We start from the raw sequence: 22,216 nt of genomic DNA, 5'->3' as shown, positions 1-22,216 counted from the left end.
GTCATGGACCGGACCTCGTCATAGCGCGCGCGCCGATGGAATGGAACGCTCCTCGCCGAAAGCGTTTGGGCGATCGGGTGAACGAGAAGCGGCGCCCGGCCGAAAGCGCGGCGCATCATCGAATTGCTGACACAGGCCTTCGCTATAGGCGCGCGGTGAGCCCGGAGCCCCCGAATGTTCGTGAAATCTCGCGTCACCACCGTCGTCTTCGACATCGGCAATGTGCTCGTCGATTGGAATCCGCGCTATCTCTATCGCAAGCTGTTCGACGACGCCGAGGCGATGGAGCGCTTTCTCGGCGAGATCTGCACGTCGGATTGGAATCTCGAATTGGACCGCGGGCTGCCTTTCGCCGAGGCGGTCGCCGAGCGTGTCGCGCTCTATCCCGAGTTCGCCGATCTCATCCGCGCCTATGACGCGCGCTGGAGCGAGATGATCGCCGGACCCATCGCCGGGACGGTCGCTCTGCTGGAGCGGCTCGCCGAGCGCGCGACGCCGCTCTATGCGCTCACCAATTTCTCGGATGAGAAATATGGGGAAACCTATGAGCGCTTCGGCTTTTTCCGGCGCTTCGCCGGCGTCGTCGTCTCGGGCCGGGTCAGGCTGCTGAAGCCCGATCCCGCCATCTATCGTCTATTGCTCGAGAGCCATGGGCTCGATCCGGCGGCCTGTCTGTTCATCGACGATTCGCTCGCCAATGTGGAGGGCGCGCGCGCTGTGGGAATGCATGCTGCGCATTTCGAGAGCCCGGACCAGGTCGAGCGGACGCTGATGGAGCTGGCGCTGCTGTGAAGGACGGCGAGCCTTCGGGCTCGCACCGTCACGCCTCGAGAGTGGCGGCGATTTCCGCGATGATTTGCTCCGCGGCGGCGCGCGGATCGTCGGCCTGCGTCACCGGCCGGCCGACGACGAGATGGTCGGCCCCGGCGGCGATCGCCTCTCCCGGCGTCATGACGCGCTTCTGGTCGCCGAGCGCGGCGCCGGCGGGACGCACGCCCGGCGTCACCAGCGCCATCTGCGGCCCGACCAGCGCGCGAATCGGCGCGACCTCCTGCGGCGACAGGATCAGCCCGTCGATCCCGGCCGCTTTCGCCTGGGTCGCCCGCCGCGCGACGAGCTCGGCGACGCCGATCGAATAGCCGGCCTCGGCGAGATCGGAATCGTCATAGGAGGTCATCACCGTGACCGCGAGCAGCCGCAGGCCGGCGCCCTCCGCGCCCTGGCGGGCGGCGCGCATTGTCTGTGGAAAACCGTGAATGGTGAGGAAATCCGCGCCGAGCCGGGCGATCTGCCGCGTCGCCCGCTCGACCGTCTGGCCGATGTCGTGGAGCTTCAGATCGACGAAGACCTTTTTGTCCTTCGCCGTCAGCTCCTCGACCAACGGCAGGCCGCCGCCATAGGCGAGCTCCATGCCGATCTTGTAGAAGGCGACCGAATCGCCCAGCCGCGCGACCAGCGCGCGCGCCGCCTCCACGCTGTCGACGTCGAGCGCGACGATCAGCCGATCGCGGGACGACGATTCGCTGGTCATTTTCGTCTCCTCCTGGCCGTCGTCGCGAGAAGCCCAGCGGCGACGCGATCCAGGGGGCGCCTCGCGGAGCCGGATTGCTTCGCCGCGCTCGCGAGGACGCTGTTCAGCGCGCCCGCTTATAGACCCACACGCGCGCCGGCGGCAGGTTCAGCCAGATCGGGGCGAGGCCATCGGCCGTATAGGCCGCGCGATTGGCGTGGCGCTTCAACGGCATGGGCGAGACCCATAGGCTATAGGTGAATTGGACGAACACGCCCCCGGGCGCGATCATCTCGAAGGCTTCGTCGAACAGCCGCAGACGGTCGGCCTCCGGCTGGTTGAGCAGCGGCAGGCTGGAGATGATGGAGGCGATCGGCCCCTCGATCTTGCCCGCGAGCGTCTTTTTCAGCCCATAGGCGTCGCCCTGCACGACATTCACGCCCGGAAAGCGCTTGCGCAGCAGATCGCAGAACTTCGTCTCATATTCGACGAGGATGAGCCGCTCCGGCGCGACGCCGCGCTCGAGCAGCGCCTGCGTCACCGGGCCTGTGCCCGGCCCCAGCTCGACGATGGGCGCGTCGCCGGAAATGTCGACATGGCTGGCCATGGTCTTGGCCAGAACCGGGCCCGAGGGCGAGACCGCGCCGACGAGGCGCGGATTCTCGATCAGGGAGCGAATGAAACGCGCATTATCGGCAAAGGCGTTTTTCGGGGGCTCGAGATTCTGTAGCACGCTCGGATTGCCTCTCAATCGTTTCGGCGGCGCGACCTTGGTATAACAAGGCCGATCGGTCAATGGCGCGCATCGCTCGCCCGCTTGCTCTCGTGGTCGCTTATTTGCCGAACAGCTCTTTCATCCGAGCGAAAAAGCCGGTCGCCTCGGGGTGGGTGTGGTGGGAGGACTCCTCCTCGAACTCGGTGAGCAGCTCGCGTTGGCGCTTGGTCAGGCTCTGCGGCGTCTCGACGCTGATCTGCACATAGAGATCGCCCGATTCGCGCCCGCGCAGCAAGGGCATGCCCTTGGCTTTCACCTTGATCTGCTTGCCGGTCTGGGCGCCCTCGGGAATTTTGATCTCGGTCTCGCCGCCGTCGATCGTATGCACGGTGATCTTGCCGCCGAGCGCGGCTCGCACCATGGAGATGGGCACGCGGCAATAGAGATCGGCGCCGTCGCGCTGGAAGAAGCTGTGCGGCTTCACCGACAGGAAAATATAGAGATCGCCGGCCGGCCCGCCGCGCATCCCGGCCTCGCCCTCGCCGGCGAGGCGGATGCGCGTGCCGTCCTCGACGCCGGGCGGCACATTGACGGAGAGCGTGCGCTCGATCGTCGCGCGGCCGGTCCCCGCGCAGACGGAGCAGGGGTTGTCGATGACCTCGCCGCGGCCCTGGCAGGTGGGGCAGGTGCGCTCTATGGCGAAGAAGCCCTGCTGGGCGCGCACCCGGCCATGACCGGCGCAGGTGGGGCAGGTTTTGGGCTTGGAGCCCTTTTTGGCCCCGGTGCCGCCGCAGGCCTCGCAGGAGATGGAGGTCGGCAGCTTCAGCGTCGCCGCCTTGCCGTGGAAGGCCTCCTCCAGCGAGATTTCCATATTGTAGCGCAGGTCCGAGCCGCGCTCGCGGGCGCTGCCGCGGCCGCCGCCGCGCCGCCCCATCACCTCGCCGAAGAGATCGTCGAAAATATCGGCCATGGAGGCGGCGAAGCCGTCGCCCGCGCCGAAGCCGCCGCCGCCCTGCTCGAAGGCGGCGTGGCCGAAACGGTCATAGGCGGCGCGCTTCTGCGTGTCGGAGAGGCATTGATAGGCCTCGTTGACCTCCTTGAAGCGCGCCTCGGCGTCGGCGTCGCCGGGATTGCGGTCCGGATGATATTGCATCGCGGCCTTGCGAAAGGCGATTTTCAGCTCGACCTCGGTCGAGGTCTTGGCAACGCCGAGAGTTTCGTAGAAGTCGCGTTTGGACATGGGTCAGTCGATAGGTCTTGGGGAAGGCGTCCTGCCGGCGGGATGCGCCGAGGATCGCAGACTGCGGATATAGGAACTCGGGAAATTTGTTACCACGGTTTTGCGGGCGGTCCAAAGTCGAGTTGTGGCCCCTCGGCTCTTTCGCGGCCGCTCACGCGGTCTGGAACAGCTGCAGAACGATCTGGCTGTTCTGATTGGCGATGGACATGGACTGAGCGGCGAGCTGCTCGCGCGTCTGCATGGCCCGCAGGCGCGTCGACTCCTCATTGGCGTCGGCGTCGACGAGCGAGCCCACGCCCTGGTCGAGCGCCTCGCCCAGCGAGCGCATGAACGCGCGCTGAGAATCCACCATGTTCTTTGTCGAGCCGAGCCGGGTCGCATAGTCGGTGAGATTGGAGATCGCGAGATCGGCCGCGGTCAACGTATTCGTATAATGGCCGCTCGCCAGCATTTCCGCATAATGCGAGCTATTGGCGTCCACTATATTCGCGAAGCCATAATAGAGCGAGGCGTTGCCGCCGCCGGTGGCGATGCTGTAGCCGACGGCGTCCGGCAAATAAGAAAACGATCCCGCGCCCGCCGGATCGTTTTCGGTGGTCCAGGTGAACGTGTTGAAAATATCGTTGTCGGTCGCGGCGAGAATGCCGGTGTCATAGCTATTGTGGAAGGTTCCGCCCGTTCTGGTCGTCCCGCTCACCTCTTTCACCGCGAAGAGCTTCGTCGGCGTGAAATCGAGGCCCGCCAGCGTCGAGCCGGCGCCCTTGCCATCGGCATAGCCGGTCGTGAATTGAACATCGGACTGCGATCCATCGAGCAGATTGACGCCGTCGAAGGAAGACGCCGAGACGATCGACCGGATCTGCGCGCTCAATCCGATGAGGGACGTGGCGATCTTGCTGGTGTCGGCTCGAGGCGCCGGGCGAGCAAGCGGGAGAGGGTTGTCTTGCCCGATCCGGGAAGGCCGCTGAAAACGACGAGCATGAGACGCCCACCCGGAAAATCGACGCTCACCCGCCAGCGTGGGTCGGATGAGGGGCGCCGCGAGAGCTCAGCGCGTCGTCGAATGTGGGCGGGACCCTCATCCGATCCCGCTTCGCGGGGCCGCCTTCTCCCGCGAGCGGAGAAGGCGGCGCCCTTTTCTGCAACCTTACTTCTTCTTCTCGTCGCCGCCGACTTCCTTGAAGTCCGCGTCGATGACGTCGTCCTGCGCATGCGTCTCGCCGCCGGCGCCGGGCGCGGCGCCTTCGGCCTGCTGGGTCTTGTACATCGCCTCGCCGAGCTTCATCGAGGCCTGCATCAGCTCATTGCTCTTGGCCTTGATGGTCTCGACATCCTCGCCCTCGAGAGCGGTCTTCAGGGCGGCGATGGCCGCCTCGATCGCGCTCTTGTCGGCCGCGGACACCTTGTCGCCGAATTCGGCGAGCGACTTCTCGGCCGAATGCACGGCCGCCTCGCCATGGTTCTTCACATCGACGAGCTCGCGGCGCGTCTTGTCCTCCGCCGCATGCGCCTCGGCGTCCTTCACCATTTTGTCGATGTCGGCGTCCGACAGGCCGCCGGAGGCCTGGATGCGGATCTGCTGCTCCTTGTTGGTGGCCTTGTCCTTCGCCGTCACATTGACGATGCCGTTGGCGTCGATGTCGAAGGTCACCTCGACCTGCGGCAGGCCGCGCGGCGCCGGCGGAATTCCGACGAGGTCGAACTGGCCGAGCAGCTTATTGTCCTGCGCCATCTCGCGCTCGCCCTGGAAGACGCGAATGGTGACGGCGGTCTGATTGTCCTCGGCCGTGGAGAACACCTGGCTCTTCTTGGTCGGGATGGTCGTGTTGCGGTCGATGAGGCGCGTGAACACGCCGCCCAGCGTCTCGATGCCGAGCGAGAGAGGCGTCACGTCGAGCAGCAGAACGTCCTTCACATCGCCCTGCAGAACGCCGGCCTGCACCGCCGCGCCGATGGCGACCACCTCGTCCGGGTTGACGCCCTTGTGCGGCTCCTTGCCGAAGAACTGCTTCACCACCTCCTGCACCTTCGGCATGCGGGTCATGCCGCCGACGAGCACCACCTCGCCGATCTCGGCCGCCGAGAGGCCGGCGTCCTTGAGCGCCTTGCGGCAGGGCTCGATGGTGCGCTGGATGAGATCGTCGACCAGCGCCTCGAATTTGGCGCGGGTGAGCTTCAGCGTCAGATGCTTCGGGCCCGCGGAGTCGGCGGTGATGTAGGGCAGGTTGATCTCGGTCTGCGTCGCCGAGGAGAGCTCGATCTTCGCCTTCTCGGATGCTTCCTTGAGGCGCTGAAGGGCGAGCTTGTCCTTCGTCAGGTCGATGCCCTGCTCCTTCTTGAACTCGCCGGCGAGATATTCGACGAGACGGCTGTCGAAGTCCTCGCCGCCGAGGAACGTGTCGCCATTGGTCGACTTCACCTCGAACACGCCGTCGCCGATCTCGAGGATGGAGACGTCGAACGTGCCGCCGCCGAGGTCATAGACCGCGATCGTGCCGGCGCCCTTCTTGTCGAGGCCATAGGCGAGCGCCGCCGCGGTCGGCTCGTTGATGATGCGCAGCACCTCGAGACCGGCGATCTTGCCGGCGTCCTTGGTGGCCTGGCGCTGGGCGTCGTTGAAGTAGGCGGGAACGGTGATGACCGCCTGCGTGACGGTCTGGCCGAGATAGGCCTCGGCCGTCTCCTTCATCTTCTGCAGGATGAAGGCGGAAATCTGCGAGGGCGAAAACTGCTTGCCGTCCGACTGCACCCAGGCGTCGCCATTGGGGGCCTTGACGATCTTATAGGGGACGAGGCCCATATCCTTCTTGGTCATCGGATCGTCGAAGGAACGACCGATGAGTCGCTTGATGGCGAAGAAGGTGCGTTCCGGATTGGTCACCGCCTGACGCTTGGCGGGTTGGCCGACGAGACGCTCTCCGTCCTCTGTGAAAGCGACGATGGACGGCGTCGTGCGCGCGCCTTCCGCGTTCTCGATGACCTTGGGGCTCGACCCTTCCATCACGGCCACGCAGGAATTGGTCGTGCCGAGGTCGATGCCGATGATTTTAGCCATATCGCCGTTCCTTTCGTTCATTCGAAATCGCCGGGTCCCGAAGCGGCCCGTATGTCGCCGATCCTTCGGCGGCTCGCATTTTCAGCCCGCCGCGCATCGGCTGTTCACCGTCCCTTCAGATCGTAATCGGCCTGCATCGGCGCAAGTGCGTGGGGCGTAGAGAGTGCGCGGGGCATATAGAATGAAGCCTCCGGCGGCGGCAAGCTCCGTCGCGGCCGGGATTTTCCGCCGTCATGCCGCCGTTTTATCGTTCGGGCCCGCTTTCGCTTATTCTCCTGCGAGCGATTCGCGAAGCGAAGGCCGGCCGCCGCCGGCGCGGCCTCGCTCGCGTTCCATTGCGAACTCTCGCTCCGAGCAGGCCGACGCGTGCAGCTGCAGTCGATCGAACCAATCCTCCGCGCGATCGTCGTCTTCGGCGACGCCGGCTTCGTCTTGCCGGCGAGCGGGGGGCTCGCCGCGGCTCTTTGGGCCGCCGGCGACCGCCGCGCCGCGGTCGCTTTCCTCGCAGGCGTAGCGGTCTGCGGCGTGGCGGCGACGCTCGCCAAGATTTTCTCCATGGCCTTCGGACCTCCGCCGCTGCACAGCCCCAGCGGCCACGCCGCGCTCGCGGCGGCCTTCTTCCTGCCGCTCTCCGCAATTTTCATGCGCGTTCGCGAAAAGTGGATCGGAATCGTCGCCGCGGCGCTCTGCGCGGCCGCGGCCGTGCTCGTCGCCATCGGCCGGGTGGTGCAGGGCGCGCATACGGAGGCGGAGGCTTTTGCTGGGTTTTTCATAGGCTTGGCTGCGTTCGGCGTGTTTCTCTGCGGTGCGCCAGCGCGGCTTTCGATCAGCGCTCCGGCGCTCGTCATTCTGTTTGCCGCCGCGGTCGCGCTCCAAGCCTATACGGGCCTCAGCATCGAGGTGGAGGGGCCGCTCGAGCGCATAGCGACACGCCTCGCGCAAATGTTGTCGCTCTAGCTCCATCTCTCCTGTCTGTTTCCCTTGGGCTTTCGAAAAGAGCCGCCGCGCCGCGCGAGAATGACGGCTGACGATATTTGATTTTCGTCACGAACCATGCGATTCGACTTAGTCATATCGGACTGGCGCCTTTGGCGGAGAAACGCCGCAATGCAGAAGAGTCGAGCGTTATTGCGGTCCGCATCGGCCTTATGCGTTCTTCTGAGTCTTTCCGCCTGTAACAATTCCGGCGGCGGCAAGGACGAGCGCCCGGCGCGTGTCGTGCTCGTCGCGCCGGTGCATTTCGCCCCGCGCGCGCAGACGCGCCAATTCGTCGCCGCCATCCGCCCGCGCGTCGAGACCGACCAATCCTTCCGCGTCGCCGGCAAGGTCGTGCGCCGGCTCGTCGAGAATGGGCAGAGCGTCAAGGCCGGCGATCTGCTCGCCATTCTGGACGAGGCCGATCTGCGCCTGCAGAAGGAGCAGGCCGAGGCGGAGCTCTCCGCCGCCCGCATGGCGCTGGAGCAGGCCGCCGCCGACGAGCGCCGCGCGCAGACGCTGCGCAAGGACGGCTGGACCGCTCAGGCGGCGCTCGACAGGCAGAAAGCCGCCGCCGAGGAGGCGCGCGGACGCCAGCAGCGGGCGCTCAGAGCCGTCGAGCTCGCCAAGAACGCGTTGGACTACGCCTCGCTGCGCGCCGATTCGGACGGCGTCGTGACCGCGACCTTCGTCGAGCCCGGGCAGGTGGTCGGCGCCGGGCAGGCGGTGATGCGCGTCGCCCGCGCCGGCGCGCTCGAGGCGGTGGTTTCGCTTCCCGAGGCTTTCGCCTCGCTCGCCGGGGCGGGGGAGGCGAGCCTCTTTCTGTGGTCCGAGCCCGCCAAGCTCTATCGCGCGACATTGCGCGAGCTCGGCGCCTCCGCCGACGCCGCGACCCGCACCTTCTCGGCGCGCTATTCGATCGCCGGAGCGGACGCCAAGGTCGGCATCGGCATGAGCGCGACCTTGACGCTGGCGAGCAAGGAGCAGGGCGCCGCCGCCGCTCTGCCGCTGGCCGCGCTCTTCGACCAGGGCTCCGGCCCCAGCGTCTGGAAGGTGGAGGAGGGCGGCAAGCTCACGCTCGCGCCGGTCTCCGTGCTGCGCTACGAGGCCAAGACGGCGCTGGTCTCCGCCGGCGTCGCGGAAGGGGACCGCGTGGTCGTGCTCGGCGCCCATAAGCTCGATTCCGGCCAGCGCGTGCGTCCGGTCGACGCCGAGACGCTGTGAGGCGCGCGGAAATGAGCTTCAACCTTTCGCTCTGGGCCGTCAAACGTCAGACTCTCACGCTGGCGCTGATCATCGCGGTCGCCATCGCCGGCGTCTACTCCTACCTCCACCTCGGCCGCGCCGAGGATCCGTCCTTCACCATCAAGGTCGCCAATCTCACGGCGATCTGGCCCGGCGTCACCGCGCTGGAGATGCGCGATCAGGTCGCCGACCGCCTGGAGAAGAAGCTTCAGGAGCTTCCCTATCTCGAGAAGATCGAGACCTATGTGAAGCCGAGCTTCCTCGCCATGCAGGTGACCTTCAAGGACACGACGCCGCCCGCGCAGGTGCCGAGCCTGTTCTATCAATTGCGCAAGAAGCTCCACGACATTCAGCCGGAGCTGCCGCAAGGCGTCATCGGCCCCGACGTCAATGACGAATTCGGCGATGTCGACGCGGTCCTCTACGCCGTTCACGGCGAGGAGGCCGATTATCACCAGCTCGACCGCGTGGTGGAGATGTTCCGCCAGCGCCTGCTGGAGACGCCGGACATCGTCAAGGTCAATGTCTATGGCGTGCAGGATCGCAAAATTTTCGTCGAGTTCAGCCAGGCCAAGCTCGCCAATCTCGGCGTCACGCCGCAGGCGCTGTTCGAATCGCTCGCCAAGCAGAATGCGGTGAACGCCGCCGGCGTCTTCGAGACGCCCGCCAATCGCGTGCCCTTGCGCGTCACCGGCGCGCTGAAGGGCGCCGAGGCCATCGCCGCGACGCCGGTCGAGGCGAACGGCCGTGTGTTTCGCCTGGGCGACGTCGCCGATGTCGTGTCCGGCTTCGAGGACCCGCCGAATTTTCTGGCGCGCTACAAGGGCGAGCCGACGATCGTCGTCGGCGCGGTGATGGCGAAGGGCGGCAATGTCCTGACGCTCGGCAAGAACCTCGAGACCACCATGGCCGAGGTCCGCGCCGAGACGCCGGTCGGCATGGAGATCACGCAGATCGCCGATCAGCCGAATGTCGTCTCCCATGCGGTCGGCGAGTTCACGCGCTCCTTCGTCGAGGCGCTGGTCATCGTGCTCTTCGTGAGCTTCGTCTCGCTCGGCTTTCGCACCGGAGTCATCGTCGCTCTGTCCGCGCCGCTGGTGCTCGCGGTCGTCTTCGTCTTCATGAACGCCTTCGGGGTCGATCTTCAGCGCATCTCGCTCGGCGCGCTGATCATCGCGCTCGGCCTGCTGGTCGACGACGCCATCATCGCCGTCGAGATGATGACGGTGAAGATGGAGCAGGGCGAAGATCGCATCAGCGCGGCGACCTTCGCCTGGAGCTCCACGGCCTTTCCCATGCTCACCGGCACTCTGGTGACGGTGGCGGGCTTCATGCCGGTCGGCTTCGCCGCCTCCTCGACCGGCGAATATACGGGCTCGCTGTTCTTCGTGCTGGCCGTGGCGCTCATCGCCTCCTGGTTCGTCGCCGTTCTGTTCACGCCCTATCTCGGCGTGAAGCTGCTGCCGGATTTCTCGCGCCATTTATCGAGCCATGCGCATCACGATCCGGACGCCATTTATTCGACGCCCTTCTATCGCGGCCTGCGCCGGCTGGTGACCTGGGCCGTCGACAATCGCCTCCTCGTCGTCGGCGCGACGGCCGGCGTCTTCGCGGCGGCGCTGATCGGCTTCACCCATGTGCAGAAGCAGTTCTTCCCCGTCTCCGAGCGGCCGGAGCTGTTCTTTCAGCTGCGCATGCCGGAGGGCTCGTCGATTCTCGCCACGGCCGCGGCGGTCGAGCAGGCCGAGACGCTGCTGAAGGGTGACGAGGACGCGGTCCATTACACGAGCTATATCGGGCGCGGCCCGCCGCGCTTCTGGCTCGGCCTCAGCCCCGCTCTGCCGAACGAGGCCTATGCGGAGATCGTCGTCGTCGCCAAGGATCTCGAGGCGCGCGAGCATTTGAAGCAGAAATTGACGAAGGCGCTGGACGAGGGCGCCGTCTCGCAGGCGCGGGCGCGCGTCGATCGTTTCAATTTCGGTCCGCCGGTCGGCTTTCCGGTGCAGTTTCGCGTCATCGGGCGGGACCCGATGGAAACGCGCGCCATCGCCTATCGCCTGCGCGATCTGATGCGCGAGGACAAGGCCATCGTCGAGCCGCATCTGCAATGGAACGAGCAGACGCCCGCCGTCCGCCTCGTCATCGATCAGGACCGCGCGCGGGCCCTGGGCCTGACGCCGCAGGAGGTCGCGGGCCGCTTGCAGATGCTGGTCTCGGGCGTGACGATCACCAGCCTGCGCGACGGCATCGATCGCGTCGACGTCGTCGCGCGCGCCACGCCCGCCGAGCGCGGCGATCTGGGGCGGCTCGAGGATATGGTGATCGTGACGCGCTCCGGCGCGCCAGTGCCCGTCTCGCAGATCGCCAAGATCGTCTATGAGCATGAGGAGCCGATCATCTGGCGGCGCAATCGCAACATGCTCGTCACCGTGCGCGCCGATGTGAAGGACGGCGTTCAGGCGCCGGATGTGACCAATCGCATATGGGCGCGCCTCGGCGAGCTGCGCGAGCATCTGCCGCCGGGCTATCGGATCGAGATCGGCGGCGCGATCGAAGAGTCGGCCAAGGCCAATGCCTCGATCGCCGCCGTGGCCCCGGTGATGATTCTCGTCATGCTGGTCATCGTGATGTTCCAGCTGCAGGATTTCACCCGGCTCGGCCTGGTGATGATGAGCGCGCCGCTCGGGCTCATCGGCGCGTCGCTGGCGCTCAATCTGGCGGGCGCGCCTTTCGGCTTCGTCGCTCTGCTCGGCCTCATCGCTCTGTCGGGCATGGACATGCGCAATTCGATCATCTTGGTCGATCAGGTGCGCCAGGACCTCGAGAAGGGCGCCAATTATCGCGAGGCCATCATCGGCGCCACCGTGCGCCGCTCGCGGCCGGTGGCGCTGACGGCGCTGGCCGCCATTCTCGGCATGATCCCGCTGACGCATTCGCTGTTCTGGGGGCCGATGGCGCTCACCATCATGGGCGGGCTGTTCGTCGCGACCTTCTTGACCGTGCTGTTCCTGCCGGCGCTCTATGCGCTGTGGTTCCGCCGCCGGCTCGGCGATGTGCTGGTCGAGACGCCGCCGCCCGCCCCCGCCGAATTCGCCTACGCCGATCTCGCCGAGAGGGCGGCGGAATGAGCGGGAGCGTCGCGCCGGCCGTTGCGCGCAGCGCAGAGCAGCGCGCCCGCATCGTCGCGACGGCGGAGCGCCTGTTCCGGCTGATGGGCTTTCAGAAGACGACGGTCGCCGACATAGCGCGAGAGCTCGGCATGTCGCCGGCCAATGTCTATCGCTTCTTCAGCGCCAAATCGGAGATCAACGCCGCCGTCGCGCGCCTGCTGACGGGAGAGGTGGAGGCGGTCATCGACGCTATCGCCGATGGGCCGGGCACGGCCGCCGAGCGGCTGCTGTGGCTGGTCGAGACCAATGAGGCGATGAATCGCGAGCGCTATGTCGATGATCGCAAGCTGCACGACATCGTCGAGGCGGCGATGGCCGAGCAATGGCCGATCATCGGCGAGCACATCGCCCATATCGACGCGGCGATCGAGCGGGTCATCGCCTCCGGCATGGAGGCTGGCGAATTTCGGCGCGGCGACGCGCATCTCACAGCGCGGCTCGTCTATTCGGCCTGCATCCGCTATTGCCATCCGCGCATGCAGGTGGAATGCGCCGACCCCAGCGCGCCGAGCGCGGCGCAGATGATGGCTTTCTGCCTGACGGCGCTGCGCGCCGGGCGGTGAAGCGGGGCTTCTCGCGCAAAGCTGGATATGAGCGAGCCTCTAAGGCTCGCGGTCCAAAGCGCGCCCTGGACCGCGAGCCTTAGAGGCTCGCATCACGAGAGTCGGCCGAGCTGAAAAAGCTCAGCCGCCGTTCTTCTTCTTGGTCAGATCGCTGGCGATGGGCGAGGCGTCGCTCAGCCCTTTGTCGATCTTCTCGAGGATCTTCGGCAGATCATCGGGATCGGGGCTCATGTCGCGCGCATGGTTCCATTGGAAGCGCGCCTCGAGCTTGCGATTGACGCGCCAATAGGCGTCGCCGAGATGATCGTTGATCACCGGATCGGAGGGCTTGAGATCGACCGCCTTCTCGAGCTCGCGCACCGCCTCCTCATAGCGGCCGAGCCGATAATAGGCCCAGCCGAGACTGTCGACGACATAGCCGTCGCGGGCGCGCAGATCGACGGCGCGGCGCAGCATCTTGAACGCCTCGTCGAGATTGACGCCCTGATCCACCCAGGAGTAGCCGAGATAATTCAAAACCAAAGGCTGGTCCGGATAGAGCTCCAGCGCCTTTTTGAGGTCGGCCTCGGCGGTCGGCCAGTTCTTGCGGCGCTCATTGGCGATGCCGCGATAATAATAGAGCAGCCACTGGCTCTTGTCGGCCTGCGGCTGGAGGTCGAGCACCTTTGTGTAGGTGGTGACCGAATCGGCGAACAGCTTGCGCGAGCGCTGAATATTGCCGAGCGCGGTCAGCGCCTCCTGATCCTTTGGATTGTCGGCGATGACGGACTGAAGGTGGTCGGTCGCCTCCTTGGTCTTGCCGAGCGTCTCCAGCAGCAGCGCCGCCTGCACATCGGCGTTGACGCGCAGCGGGTTCTCCTTCGGCACGCTGTCGTAGAGATCGATGGCGATCTCCTCCTGCTTCATGCGCTCGTATATGTCGGCGAGCGTGATCGTCGCCAGCGCATTGTCGGGCGCGAGGAAGAGCGAGAGGCGCAGATAGATCAGCGAGGCGAGCTCGTCGCCCTGCCGTCCGCCGATCGCGCCCAGACCATAGAGCACTTCCGCCGCGCCGGCGTCGGCGTCGCGCACGAAGGGGGCGAGCGGCTTGCCGGCGTCGATATCGGCGATCGCCGCGGTGACGATCGGATGGCGCGGGGCGAGATCGTCGAAGGCGCGATAGACGCGGCGCGCCTCCTCGCGGCTGCCATGCGCGACGAGGAAGCGCGCATAGGCGTCGACGAGCCGCAGCGTGTTGCGCTCGGAGCCATAGGCGGCCTTGAAGCGCTTCGTCGCCTCGGCCTTGTCGCCATTCTTCGCGGCATCGACGATCAGCGCCGCGTGATAGTCGCGGAAGACGGCGAAAGCGTCTTCCTTCAACTTGTCCGCCGTGGCCAGCGCCTGCTTGGTCTCGCCGGCGCCGGCATAGGCCCAGGCGGTGAGCAGGGTGGAGGTGACGTCGTGCTTGCGGTCGAGTCCGCCCTTGGCGAGAACCGTGCGGGCGCGGGCGAATTTCCGGGCCTTTATCGCCTCGACGCCGAGCGTCAGATTGGCGAGGCCATTGGTCTTGTCGAAGGCGGCGACGCGGGCGGCGAGAGTGAAGGCCTCCTGCATGTTGCCATTGGCGAGAGCGGCGACGAAGGCGCGCTCGGTCAGCTCGCGATTGCGCGGATCATTGCGCAGCGCCTCGCGGAAAAATGTGGAGGCGGCGAGCGTGTCGCGCTCCGCCCCGGCGACGATCGCGGCGAGATAATTGCCGGACGCGCTCTCGCCGACCTCGAAGGGCGTGGCGATGGAGAGGCTGGTCTCGCGGGCGTGGGCCAAGCCTTTGCCGACAAAACCGCCTTTGCCGACAAAACCGCCCTTGCCGACGAAGCCCCCGTTGACGAGGCCCTTGCCGACAAAATCATCGGCTCCGAGCGAAAGTGCGCAAAACGCCGCCGCGGCGCAGGCCGCGCGGGTCGCGAAAGAGCGAACGCGGCGCCGTTTCGGCGTATCGGACGAGAAAATTCTGTTCACGTGCTGTTTCCCGCAATCGGCCGCAGCGGCGCGGCGCCGGATCACCTCGAAAGAGGTCGCCGAGCGCCACCATCATGCGGGAAGATGGCTGTTTTGAGCCGCCCCCGCAAGTGCGAATTATCCCAGCAGGGACGGCCGCCGCATCACTCGAAAGCGCCGCGTCAGCTTCGTCCGCGCACGGCGGCCACGATTTTCTGCGCGGCGTCGTCGAGGTCGTCGGCCGAAATCACGTCGAGGCCCGAATTGGAGACGATCTCCTTGCCGAGCTCGACATTGGTGCCCTCGAGCCGCACCACCAGCGGCACGGCGAGGCCCACCTCCTTCACCGCGGCGATGACGCCCTCGGCGATGACGTCGCAGCGCATGATGCCGCCGAAGATGTTGACGAGAATGCCCTTCACCTTGGGGTCGGCGGTGATGATCTTGAACGCCGCGGTGACTTTTTCCTTGGTCGCGCCGCCGCCGACATCGAGGAAGTTGGCGGGGTTCTCGCCATAGAGCTTGATGATGTCCATCGTCGCCATGGCGAGGCCGGCGCCGTTCACCATGCAGCCGATGGTGCCGTCGAGCGCGATATAGGCGAGCTCGTATTTCGAGGCCTCGATCTCCTTCTCGTCCTCCTCGGTCTTGTCGCGCAGCGCGACGACGTCCGGGTGGCGGTAGAGAGCGTTGTCGTCGAAGGACACCTTGGCGTCGAGGCAGCGCAGGCGCCCGTCCTTGGTGACGATCAGCGGATTGATCTCGAGCAGCTCCATATCCTTGGCCACGAAGGCCGTGAAGAGCCGCTCGGTGAGCGAGACCGCCTCTTTGACGAGCGGGCCGGTGAGGCCGAGAGCGTCGGCGACGCGGCGGCCATGATGCGGCAGCACGCCGGTCGCCGGATCGACGGAGAAGGTCACGATCTTCTCGGGCGTCGCATGGGCGACGGCCTCGATATCCGTGCCGCCTTCGGTCGAGACGACGAAGGAGACGCGCGAGGTGGCGCGGTCGATCAGCAAGGAGAGGTAGAATTCCTTGTCGATGTCGGCGCCGTCCTCGATATAGAGGCGGCTCACCTGCTTGCCGGCCTCGCCCGTCTGCACGGTGACCAGCGTCGCGCCCAGCATTTCCTTGGCGTAGGTCTCGACCTCGTCGAGCGAGCGGGCGAGGCGCACGCCGCCCTTGTCGCCGGCGGAGGCCTCCTTGAACTTGCCCTTGCCGCGGCCGCCGGCGTGGATCTGCGCCTTCACCACATAGACGGGGCCGGGCAGGCCGCTCGCCGCCTGGCGCGCTTCGGCCGCCGCCAGCGCCGGGGCGCCTTCGGCGACCGGAGCGCCGAACTCGCGCAGAATGGCTTTGGCCTGATATTCGTGGATGTTCATCGTTCGTCGATCCTGATGGTTGCAGCGCCACGACGCCCCCCGAAAGGGGCGGAACAACGGCCCCTTCGCGTGGGTTGCGCGGCGGGTTACGCGAAGGCCGGGTCGAGCGCCTTGCTGGCGGCGATCAGCGTTTGCACCGAGGCCACCGATTTGTCGAACATTTGCCGCTCGGCCGCGTCGAGCGATATTTCGAGGACGCGCTCCACGCCATTCGCGCCGATGACCACCGGCACGCCGACATAGAGTCCGCTGACGCCGTATTGGCCGTCGAGATAGGCGGCGCAGGGCAGCACGCGGCGCTTGTCCTTCAGATAGCTCTCGGCCATGGCGATGGCCGCGGAGGCGGGCGCGTAATAGGCCGAGCCGGTCTTGAGCAGGCCGACGATCTCGCCGCCGCCCTTGCGCGTGCGGTCGACGATGGCGTCGATCCTCGCCTGCGTCGTCCAGCCCATGGCGACGAGATCGGGCAGCGGAACGCCCGCCACTGTCGAGTAGCGCACCGAGGGGACCATGTCATCGCCATGCCCGCCGAGCACGAAGGCGCTGACGTCCTCGACCGAGACGTTCAGCTCCTCGGCCAAAAAGAAGCGGAAGCGGGCCGAATCGAGCACGCCGGCCATGCCGACGACCTTATTGGTCGGCAGTCCGCTCGCCTTCTGCAGCGCCCAGACCATGACGTCGAGCGGATTGGTGATGCAGATGACGAAAGCGTCCGGCGCATAGGTCTTGATGCCGGCGCCGACCTTGGAGACGACGCCGAGATTGATGGTGAGCAGATCGTCGCGGCTCATGCCCGGCTGGCGGGGCACGCCGGCTGTCACGATGACGACGTCGGCGCCGGCGATCGCCGCATAGTCGGTGGCGCCGGCGATGCGCGCGTCGAACCCCTCGATCGGCGAGGATTGGGAGAGGTCGAGCGCCTTGCCCTCGGGAACGCCGCTCGCAATATCGAACAATACGACATCGCCGAGCTCCTTGAGGCCGATGAGATGAGCCAGCGTGCCGCCGATATGGCCGGCGCCGATCAGGGCGATTTTCTTGCGCGCCATCGTTTCTCCTATGGGCGTGCCTGGAATTAAACTGCTAGCGCGCTTTTCCGCGTCTGAAAAGGCGCGATTCGCCTCTAACGAAGCTTCGCACGAAAATTGAGCAAGAACACGGGCGGACGCATCGCGGCTGCGAAATTGGGCTTTCCTAGAGCGCGTCCACGCCGCCGAGCGAAAGGATGAGCTTCCACTCCTCCTCGGCGACCGGCTGCACCGAGAGACGAGAATTATTGACCAGCACCATTTCGGCGAGGCGCGGATCGGCCTTGATCTGCGCGAGCGAGATGGGCGTCTTCAAGGGCGCGACCGCCTTTATGTCGACCATGCCGAATTTGCCGCTCTCGTCGGTATGGTCGGGATAATACGTCTTGATGACTTCCACCACGCCGACGACGGCCTTGTCCTCGTTGGAATGATAGAAGAAGCCGCGCTCGCCGATCTGCATCGCCATCAGCTGCTTCTTGGCGAGATGGTTGCGCACGCCGTTCCAGAACGTGCCCTTCGCGCCGGCCGCGACCTGCTGGTCCCAGGACCAGGTCTTGGGCTCGCTCTTGAACAGCCAATGCGCCATCAGAGCTCGGCCCCGACCACGCGTTTCCACGGCTTGATCTCGACGCTCGAGAAGAGGCCGGCCGCGGCGTAAGGGTCCTCGGCGAGCAGCGCCTGCGCCGCCGCTTCATCCGCCGCCTCGACGATCAGCAGCGAGCCGACGGGCTGTTCGGCCGCATCGAGAAAGGGACCGCCGAGCTTCACCTGCGCCGCATGAGCGGCGAGAAAGGCGAGATGCGCCTCGCGGGTGGCGAGGCGGAGCGCGACATGATTCGGCTTGTCCAGGCAGAGGGCGACGAAGAGCGGCAAAGCGGCCTCGTGAAAAGGGAAGCGGCGACGGGGCGGTGATTAGCAGATTGCCGGGGGGAGGTCGACAGAATTGGGCGCGCGACTCCCTCTCCCGCTCGCGGGACAAGGTGGCCCTCGCTTAAGCGGGGGTCGGATGAGGGTCAGGGCCGTCACCTCCAGAATGGCGCGTCAAACGATTGTTATGACGTTCGGTTTTGATACGCCGCTTGCATCAGTTCTTTCAGTAGCTCGTGGTTTTTCGCGATATCGCTTTCATGTAGGGAAAGCCTGTAGGCTCCCCATCTTGTCGCATACTCGAGCGCCTCAATACCTGCTTTTTCAATTTTGGTGTCGACCTCGTCTGTGCGAGGAAGTTTGACTTCGAAATTGAGCCAGCTTTTTTTGGGACGGAATATAGCAAAATTGAATGGTTGGCCGTCTTTGGAAAGACCAATATAGAATTTGTTGTATTTTAGCTCTAAAGATGGCTCGATTTCCCGCGCGATAGAGAGCATTTCATCAGCCAGTTTAACCGTGCTTTTTGTTCCCCGTTTCTCCCAATACGATCGGTCTGTCGGCGCAGCTTTGGCGTCCTCATCATCATCTACGACACCTCGCGATAGCTCATCCATTACCTTGGTGAATACAAGCGTCGTATGACTTCCCACCTTCAACGCCTGCATTTGGAGGGCGATGAGAGGGATCGCTCCATTGAATAAGGCGACGACGTTGAGGAAGCGGCTCGTAATGTCTTCGGCAATTAGTACTGCGCAGTGCTCATATTGAGGGTAGCGCTTTCTCTCTATGTCCCAATATTCAATAGTCCTGATAATATGAGCTTCGTCCGTCGCGCCGAGCTGAATTTCCACTTCATATCTCTTCATTTCAAGATCTTGAAGCAAAAGGTCAAGCCGTCCAGCTCGAGGTTGTACGCGCTCTTTGTCTCGGAGGACTAGCTCGCCGAGCCCGAGAATCGTCGGATCAGACGCTATGAGGTTTTGGATCCACCTCTCATTCAGCTCTTGATGTGATTTCAGATGGATGCGTTCTGATCGCACAAATTCCATTTTTCTGCCCCGTCAATAATTTCGGGCATTGTTTCACGGCATGATTAGCGGGTGCAAAGAGTTTTGCGCACGGCCTTGCTCGGCTACCGTGAATGAGCGCCATCAAATCCAAGGTGGCGCCCCACTGGAACTCGCCCTCGTGCTTCGCGACGGCGGCTTCTCCTCCTCGGCTCGAGGGCGAGGGCGCTGGCCTTTTCGCATCTGCCCACCCCGGCTTGCCCCCACCGCCGTTCTCGCCTATAAGCCGCGCCATCCCACAGGCGAAAGTCTTACGGCTCCTGCTTCAAGGCGCCGTTCCGGTGGCCGGTTCTCCGGCTTCTCCACGCTTTCGCCGAGGCTAGAACCGGAGAAAAAACAATGGCGCTTCCCGATTTCACCATGCGCGGCCTGCTCGAGTCCGGCGCTCATTTCGGCCACCAGTCGCATCGCTGGAACCCGAAAATGGCGCCCTTCATCTTCGGCGCCCGCAACAATATCCACATTATCGACCTCGCCCAGACGGTGCCGTTGCTGCATCAGGCGCTGAAGGTCGTCTCCGACACTGTCGCGCGCGGCGGCCGCGTGCTGTTCGTCGGCACCAAGCGCCAGGCGCAGGACCAGATCGCCGACTCCGCTCGGCGCAGCGCGCAATATTTCATCAACTCCCGTTGGCTGGGCGGCACGCTCACCAATTGGAAGACCATCTCCGGCTCCATCCAGCGCCTGCGCAAGCTCGACGAGCAGCTCGGCGTGGGCGCCGGCGGCGTCACCAAGAAAGAGCGCCTGCTGCTCACCCGCGAGCGCGACAAGCTCGAGAAGGCGCTCGGCGGCATCAAGGACATGGGCGGCACGCCCGACCTCATCTTCGTCATCGACACCAATAAGGAGCAGCTGGCGATCAAGGAGGCCAACCGCCTGAAGATCCCGGTGGTGGCGATCCTCGACACCAATTGCGATCCGGACGGCATCACCTTCCCGATCCCCGGCAATGATGACGCCGGCCGCGCCATCGCGCTCTATTGCGATCTCATCGCTCGCGCGGCGATCGACGGCATCTCGCGCAGCCAGGGCCTGTCGGGCATCGACATCGGCGCCATGGAGCAGCCGACGGCGGAGCCGGCGCTCGGCCGCGTCCACGCCGATCTGCGCACGTCCGAGGAAGTCGCCGCCGATGCGGTCGTCGAGCTCGATGTCGCGCTCGAGCCCTTCGAGCTGCTCACCGCCCCGCGCGGCGCGCCGGACGATCTCGCCAAGCTGCATGGCGTCGGCCCGCAGCTGGTCAAGAAGCTCAATGACGGCGGCATCTTCCATTATTGGCAGATCGCGTCCATGGCGCCGGCCGATGTCGAGAAGCTCGACCTCGATCTGAAGCTCAACGGGCGCATCGCGCGCGACGGCTGGGTCGATCAGGCGCGCTCGCTGGCCTCCGCCTGATTTCGCGCCAGAGCGCTTTCCGATCGAACGGAATCGTTCGATCGATCAGAATCGCTCCCGAACAGAAAATCGCGAGCGTCATTCGATCCGAGTGGATCGGATGACGCTCCAGCGTCACATTCACGAAAGATTATCGCGCCGGCTCCCAAAGGGGCCGGCGTTAGCTCTAGCTAGAGGTGTCTAACCCCATGGCCCAGATCACCGCCGCTCTCGTCAAGGAACTGCGCGAGAGCACGGGCGCCGGCATGATGGATTGCAAGGCCGCCCTCAACGAGACCAATGGCGATATCGAGGCGGCCGTCGACTGGCTGCGCAAGAAGGGCCTCTCCAAGGCCGCCAAAAAGTCCGGCCGCGTGGCCGCCGAGGGTCTCGTCGCCGCGATCGTCGAGGATGGCGTCGGCGTCGTCGTCGAGGTGAATTCCGAGACCGACTTCGTCGCCCGCAACGACGACTTCCAGAAGCTCGTCAATAATATCGCGCGAGTCGCGCTGGAGACCGGCGCCGCCGACGCCGGGGAGCTCGCCGGCAAGGCCTATCCGGGCGGCGGCACGGTCGCCGACGCCATCACCAGCGGCATCGCCACCATCGGCGAGAATCTGACGCTGCGCCGCGTCGCGCCGCTGAAGGTGGAGGGCGCGGTCAATCGCTACGTCCATACGCAGATCGCCGACGGCCTCGGCAAGATCGCGGTGATCGTCGCGCTCGAGTCGAAGGGCGACAAGGACGTGCTCTCGACTCTCGCGCGTCAGATCGCCATGCATGTCGCTTCGGCCAATCCGCTGGCGCTCGACGCCTCCGGTCTCGATCCGGCGACGGTGGAGCGCGAGAAGGCGTTGCTCGCCGAGAAGAACGCCGGCAAGCCGGCCAATGTGCTGGAGAAGATCATCGATTCGGGCCTCAAGACCTATTACAAGGAGGTCTTGCTGCTCGATCAGGTCTCGAATCACCCGGATCACGGCGGCAAGACCATCACCCAGACGCTCAAGGAGCATGAGGGCAAGGCCGGCGCGCCCGTCACGATCAAGGGCTTCGCCCGCTATGCGCTCGGCGAGGGCATCGAGAAAGAGACCAGCGATTTCGCCGCGGAAGTGGCGGCGGCCGCCAAGGGCTGATCGCTCTCGAGAATTCCCCGGCCGCTGCGGCGGCCGGGAGCCGGTCTCCGGCCAGCCGATCTTCCAAAAGAAAAAGGCGAAGCGGACCAATGGTCGCTTCGCCTTTTTTGATTTTTACGCCGGCTATCCCGCGTCCGCATGGCCCCGGGAGGGGCCATGCGGCGTCGAGGCTAGAACAGGTTGAAGTGGTAGTTCACGCCGGCGCGGACCGTGTGGAACTTGGCGCGCTGCGGGCCGATGGCGAAGCCGCCATTGTTGGTGAGGTCGGTGTAGAGATACTCGACCTTGGCCGACCAGTTCGGCAGGAAGGCGTATTCCACGCCGCCGCCGGCGGTCCAGCCGGTGCGGGTGTCGCTGCCGAAGGGCGTGTTCAGCTCGCCATAGGCGAAGCCGCCCGTGCCATAGACGAAGAGCTTCGACTCGAGCAGGGCGAAGCCGGCGCGGCCGCGCACAGTGCCGAACCAAGGCAGGCTGGCGTTGCCGAAGCCATTGTTGGAGCGCAGGCTCGTGCCCTGGAAGTCGGTCTCGATGCCGACGACGAAGAGCGGCGAGATCTGGTAATTATAGCCGATCTGGCCGCCGCCCACGACGCCGCTGACGTCGCCGCCGAAGCTGTTGTCGGCCTTGAAGCCGCCGCCGACATTGAGGCCGACATAGGCTCCCGTCCAGGAGAAGACCGGCGGCGGCGGCGCGAAGGCCGGCGCGTCCTTGCGATAGGGCAGATCCGCCGCGTGAGCGGCGCCGGCGCAGAGAGCGGCGGCGACCGCGAGAGCCGAAAGGCTGTTCTTGATATGCATGAAACCTCCGAGGTGCGTTGAAAGAAACGCTTCAGTCGCCGCCCTCGACTTGAGCGAAGCTATGAGGCCGAAATGCATCGAATCGGCCCGGTTTGTCAACCATCGTTGATAT

General features: G+C 65.4%; 19 protein-coding genes. 7 read left to right on the top strand and 12 right to left on the bottom strand.

Going from position 1 to position 22,216, the window contains the following annotated elements; genetic code table 11:
• Window positions 1–174: 174 nt before the first annotated feature.
• Window positions 175–792, top strand: coding sequence for an HAD family phosphatase (locus tag VIF40_RS03035; protein ID WP_331936042.1), 618 nt, complete (start codon window positions 175–177; stop codon window positions 790–792).
• Window positions 793–820: 28 nt separating this feature from the next.
• Here the strand turns inward: VIF40_RS03035 and pyrF are convergent, their stop codons facing one another.
• The 5 genes from pyrF to dnaK all read right to left on the bottom strand — a co-directional run bounded on the left by pyrF (window position 821) and on the right by dnaK (window position 6,520).
• Entirely contained in the window at window positions 821–1,531 is a 711-nt protein-coding gene (gene pyrF / locus VIF40_RS03030) for an orotidine-5'-phosphate decarboxylase (RefSeq protein WP_331936041.1), read from the bottom strand.
• 103 nt (window positions 1,532–1,634) lie between these two features.
• Window positions 1,635–2,243: a class I SAM-dependent methyltransferase gene (locus VIF40_RS03025; RefSeq protein WP_331936040.1), complete on the bottom strand. Its 609-nt coding sequence runs from the start codon at window positions 2,241–2,243 to the stop codon at window positions 1,635–1,637.
• A 100-nt stretch (window positions 2,244–2,343) separates the two neighbouring features.
• Entirely contained in the window at window positions 2,344–3,465 is a 1,122-nt protein-coding gene (gene dnaJ, locus VIF40_RS03020) for a molecular chaperone DnaJ (RefSeq protein WP_331936039.1), read from the bottom strand.
• Window positions 3,466–3,616: 151 nt separating this feature from the next.
• Entirely contained in the window at window positions 3,617–4,336 is a 720-nt protein-coding gene (locus tag VIF40_RS03015; RefSeq protein WP_331936038.1) for a flagellin, read from the bottom strand.
• Between the two features lie 276 nt (window positions 4,337–4,612).
• On the bottom strand, window positions 4,613–6,520 hold the full coding sequence (gene dnaK, locus VIF40_RS03010; RefSeq protein ID WP_331936037.1) for a molecular chaperone DnaK: 1,908 nt from the start codon (window positions 6,518–6,520) through the stop codon (window positions 4,613–4,615).
• A 366-nt stretch (window positions 6,521–6,886) separates the two neighbouring features.
• Between dnaK and VIF40_RS03005 the strand changes: the two genes are divergently transcribed.
• The 4 genes from VIF40_RS03005 to VIF40_RS02990 all read left to right on the top strand — a co-directional run bounded on the left by VIF40_RS03005 (window position 6,887) and on the right by VIF40_RS02990 (window position 12,473).
• On the top strand, window positions 6,887–7,477 hold the full coding sequence (locus VIF40_RS03005) for a phosphatase PAP2 family protein (RefSeq protein WP_331936036.1): 591 nt from the start codon (window positions 6,887–6,889) through the stop codon (window positions 7,475–7,477).
• A gap of 150 nt (window positions 7,478–7,627) precedes the next feature.
• Window positions 7,628–8,719 (top strand): efflux RND transporter periplasmic adaptor subunit, encoded by a 1,092-nt coding sequence (locus VIF40_RS03000; RefSeq protein WP_331936035.1) that lies wholly within the window; start codon window positions 7,628–7,630, stop codon window positions 8,717–8,719.
• An 11-nt stretch (window positions 8,720–8,730) separates the two neighbouring features.
• Window positions 8,731–11,868, top strand: a complete 3,138-nt coding sequence (locus VIF40_RS02995) for an efflux RND transporter permease subunit (protein WP_331936034.1) — start codon at window positions 8,731–8,733, stop codon at window positions 11,866–11,868.
• Window positions 11,865–12,473, top strand: coding sequence for a TetR/AcrR family transcriptional regulator (locus VIF40_RS02990; RefSeq protein WP_331936033.1), 609 nt, complete (start codon window positions 11,865–11,867; stop codon window positions 12,471–12,473). The genes VIF40_RS02995 and VIF40_RS02990 overlap by 4 nt, the downstream gene beginning before the upstream one ends.
• 120 nt (window positions 12,474–12,593) lie before the next feature.
• Here VIF40_RS02990 and VIF40_RS02985 read toward each other — a convergent pair whose 3' ends face one another.
• From VIF40_RS02985 to VIF40_RS02960, 6 genes are all read right to left on the bottom strand, one after another.
• Window positions 12,594–14,471, bottom strand: a complete 1,878-nt coding sequence (locus VIF40_RS02985) for a tetratricopeptide repeat protein (RefSeq protein ID WP_331936032.1) — start codon at window positions 14,469–14,471, stop codon at window positions 12,594–12,596.
• A gap of 161 nt (window positions 14,472–14,632) precedes the next feature.
• Window positions 14,633–15,832, bottom strand: a complete 1,200-nt coding sequence (gene sucC, locus VIF40_RS02980) for an ADP-forming succinate--CoA ligase subunit beta (RefSeq protein WP_331936031.1) — start codon at window positions 15,830–15,832, stop codon at window positions 14,633–14,635.
• Between the two features lie 86 nt (window positions 15,833–15,918).
• Window positions 15,919–16,881 carry a malate dehydrogenase gene (gene mdh / locus VIF40_RS02975; protein WP_331936030.1) on the bottom strand — a complete coding sequence of 321 codons (963 nt, stop codon included), beginning with the start codon at window positions 16,879–16,881 and terminating at the stop codon, window positions 15,919–15,921.
• Window positions 16,882–17,026: 145 nt separating this feature from the next.
• A complete protein-coding gene (locus VIF40_RS02970) occupies window positions 17,027–17,449 on the bottom strand; it encodes an EVE domain-containing protein (RefSeq protein ID WP_331936029.1) in 423 nt (140 codons plus the stop codon).
• Window positions 17,449–17,736, bottom strand: coding sequence for a YciI family protein (locus tag VIF40_RS02965; RefSeq protein WP_331936028.1), 288 nt, complete (start codon window positions 17,734–17,736; stop codon window positions 17,449–17,451). The genes VIF40_RS02970 and VIF40_RS02965 overlap by 1 nt, the downstream gene beginning before the upstream one ends.
• A 179-nt stretch (window positions 17,737–17,915) precedes the next feature.
• Window positions 17,916–18,782 (bottom strand): hypothetical protein, encoded by an 867-nt coding sequence (locus tag VIF40_RS02960; RefSeq protein ID WP_331936027.1) that lies wholly within the window; start codon window positions 18,780–18,782, stop codon window positions 17,916–17,918.
• Between the two features lie 357 nt (window positions 18,783–19,139).
• On the opposite strand from VIF40_RS02960, the gene VIF40_RS02955 reads away from it, so the two are divergent.
• Together VIF40_RS02955 and tsf are read left to right on the top strand one after the other, a co-directional pair.
• The gene (locus VIF40_RS02955) at window positions 19,140–20,195 is read left to right on the top strand and encodes a 30S ribosomal protein S2 (RefSeq protein WP_331936026.1); all 1,056 of its coding nucleotides are present in this window, start codon (window positions 19,140–19,142) and stop codon (window positions 20,193–20,195) included.
• 188 nt (window positions 20,196–20,383) lie between these two features.
• Window positions 20,384–21,307 carry a translation elongation factor Ts gene (tsf, locus tag VIF40_RS02950; RefSeq protein ID WP_331936025.1) on the top strand — a complete coding sequence of 308 codons (924 nt, stop codon included), beginning with the start codon at window positions 20,384–20,386 and terminating at the stop codon, window positions 21,305–21,307.
• A gap of 170 nt (window positions 21,308–21,477) precedes the next feature.
• On the opposite strand, the gene VIF40_RS02945 is transcribed toward tsf, so the two are convergent.
• Window positions 21,478–22,104, bottom strand: coding sequence for an outer membrane protein (locus tag VIF40_RS02945; RefSeq protein WP_331936024.1), 627 nt, complete (start codon window positions 22,102–22,104; stop codon window positions 21,478–21,480).
• Window positions 22,105–22,216: the final 112 nt, after the last annotated feature.

The sequence above is a fragment of the Methylosinus sp. genome (assembly GCF_036560965.1).
Taxonomy (GTDB): domain Bacteria; phylum Pseudomonadota; class Alphaproteobacteria; order Rhizobiales; family Beijerinckiaceae; genus Methylosinus.
This window is presented reverse-complemented; position numbering and strand designations above follow the sequence as displayed.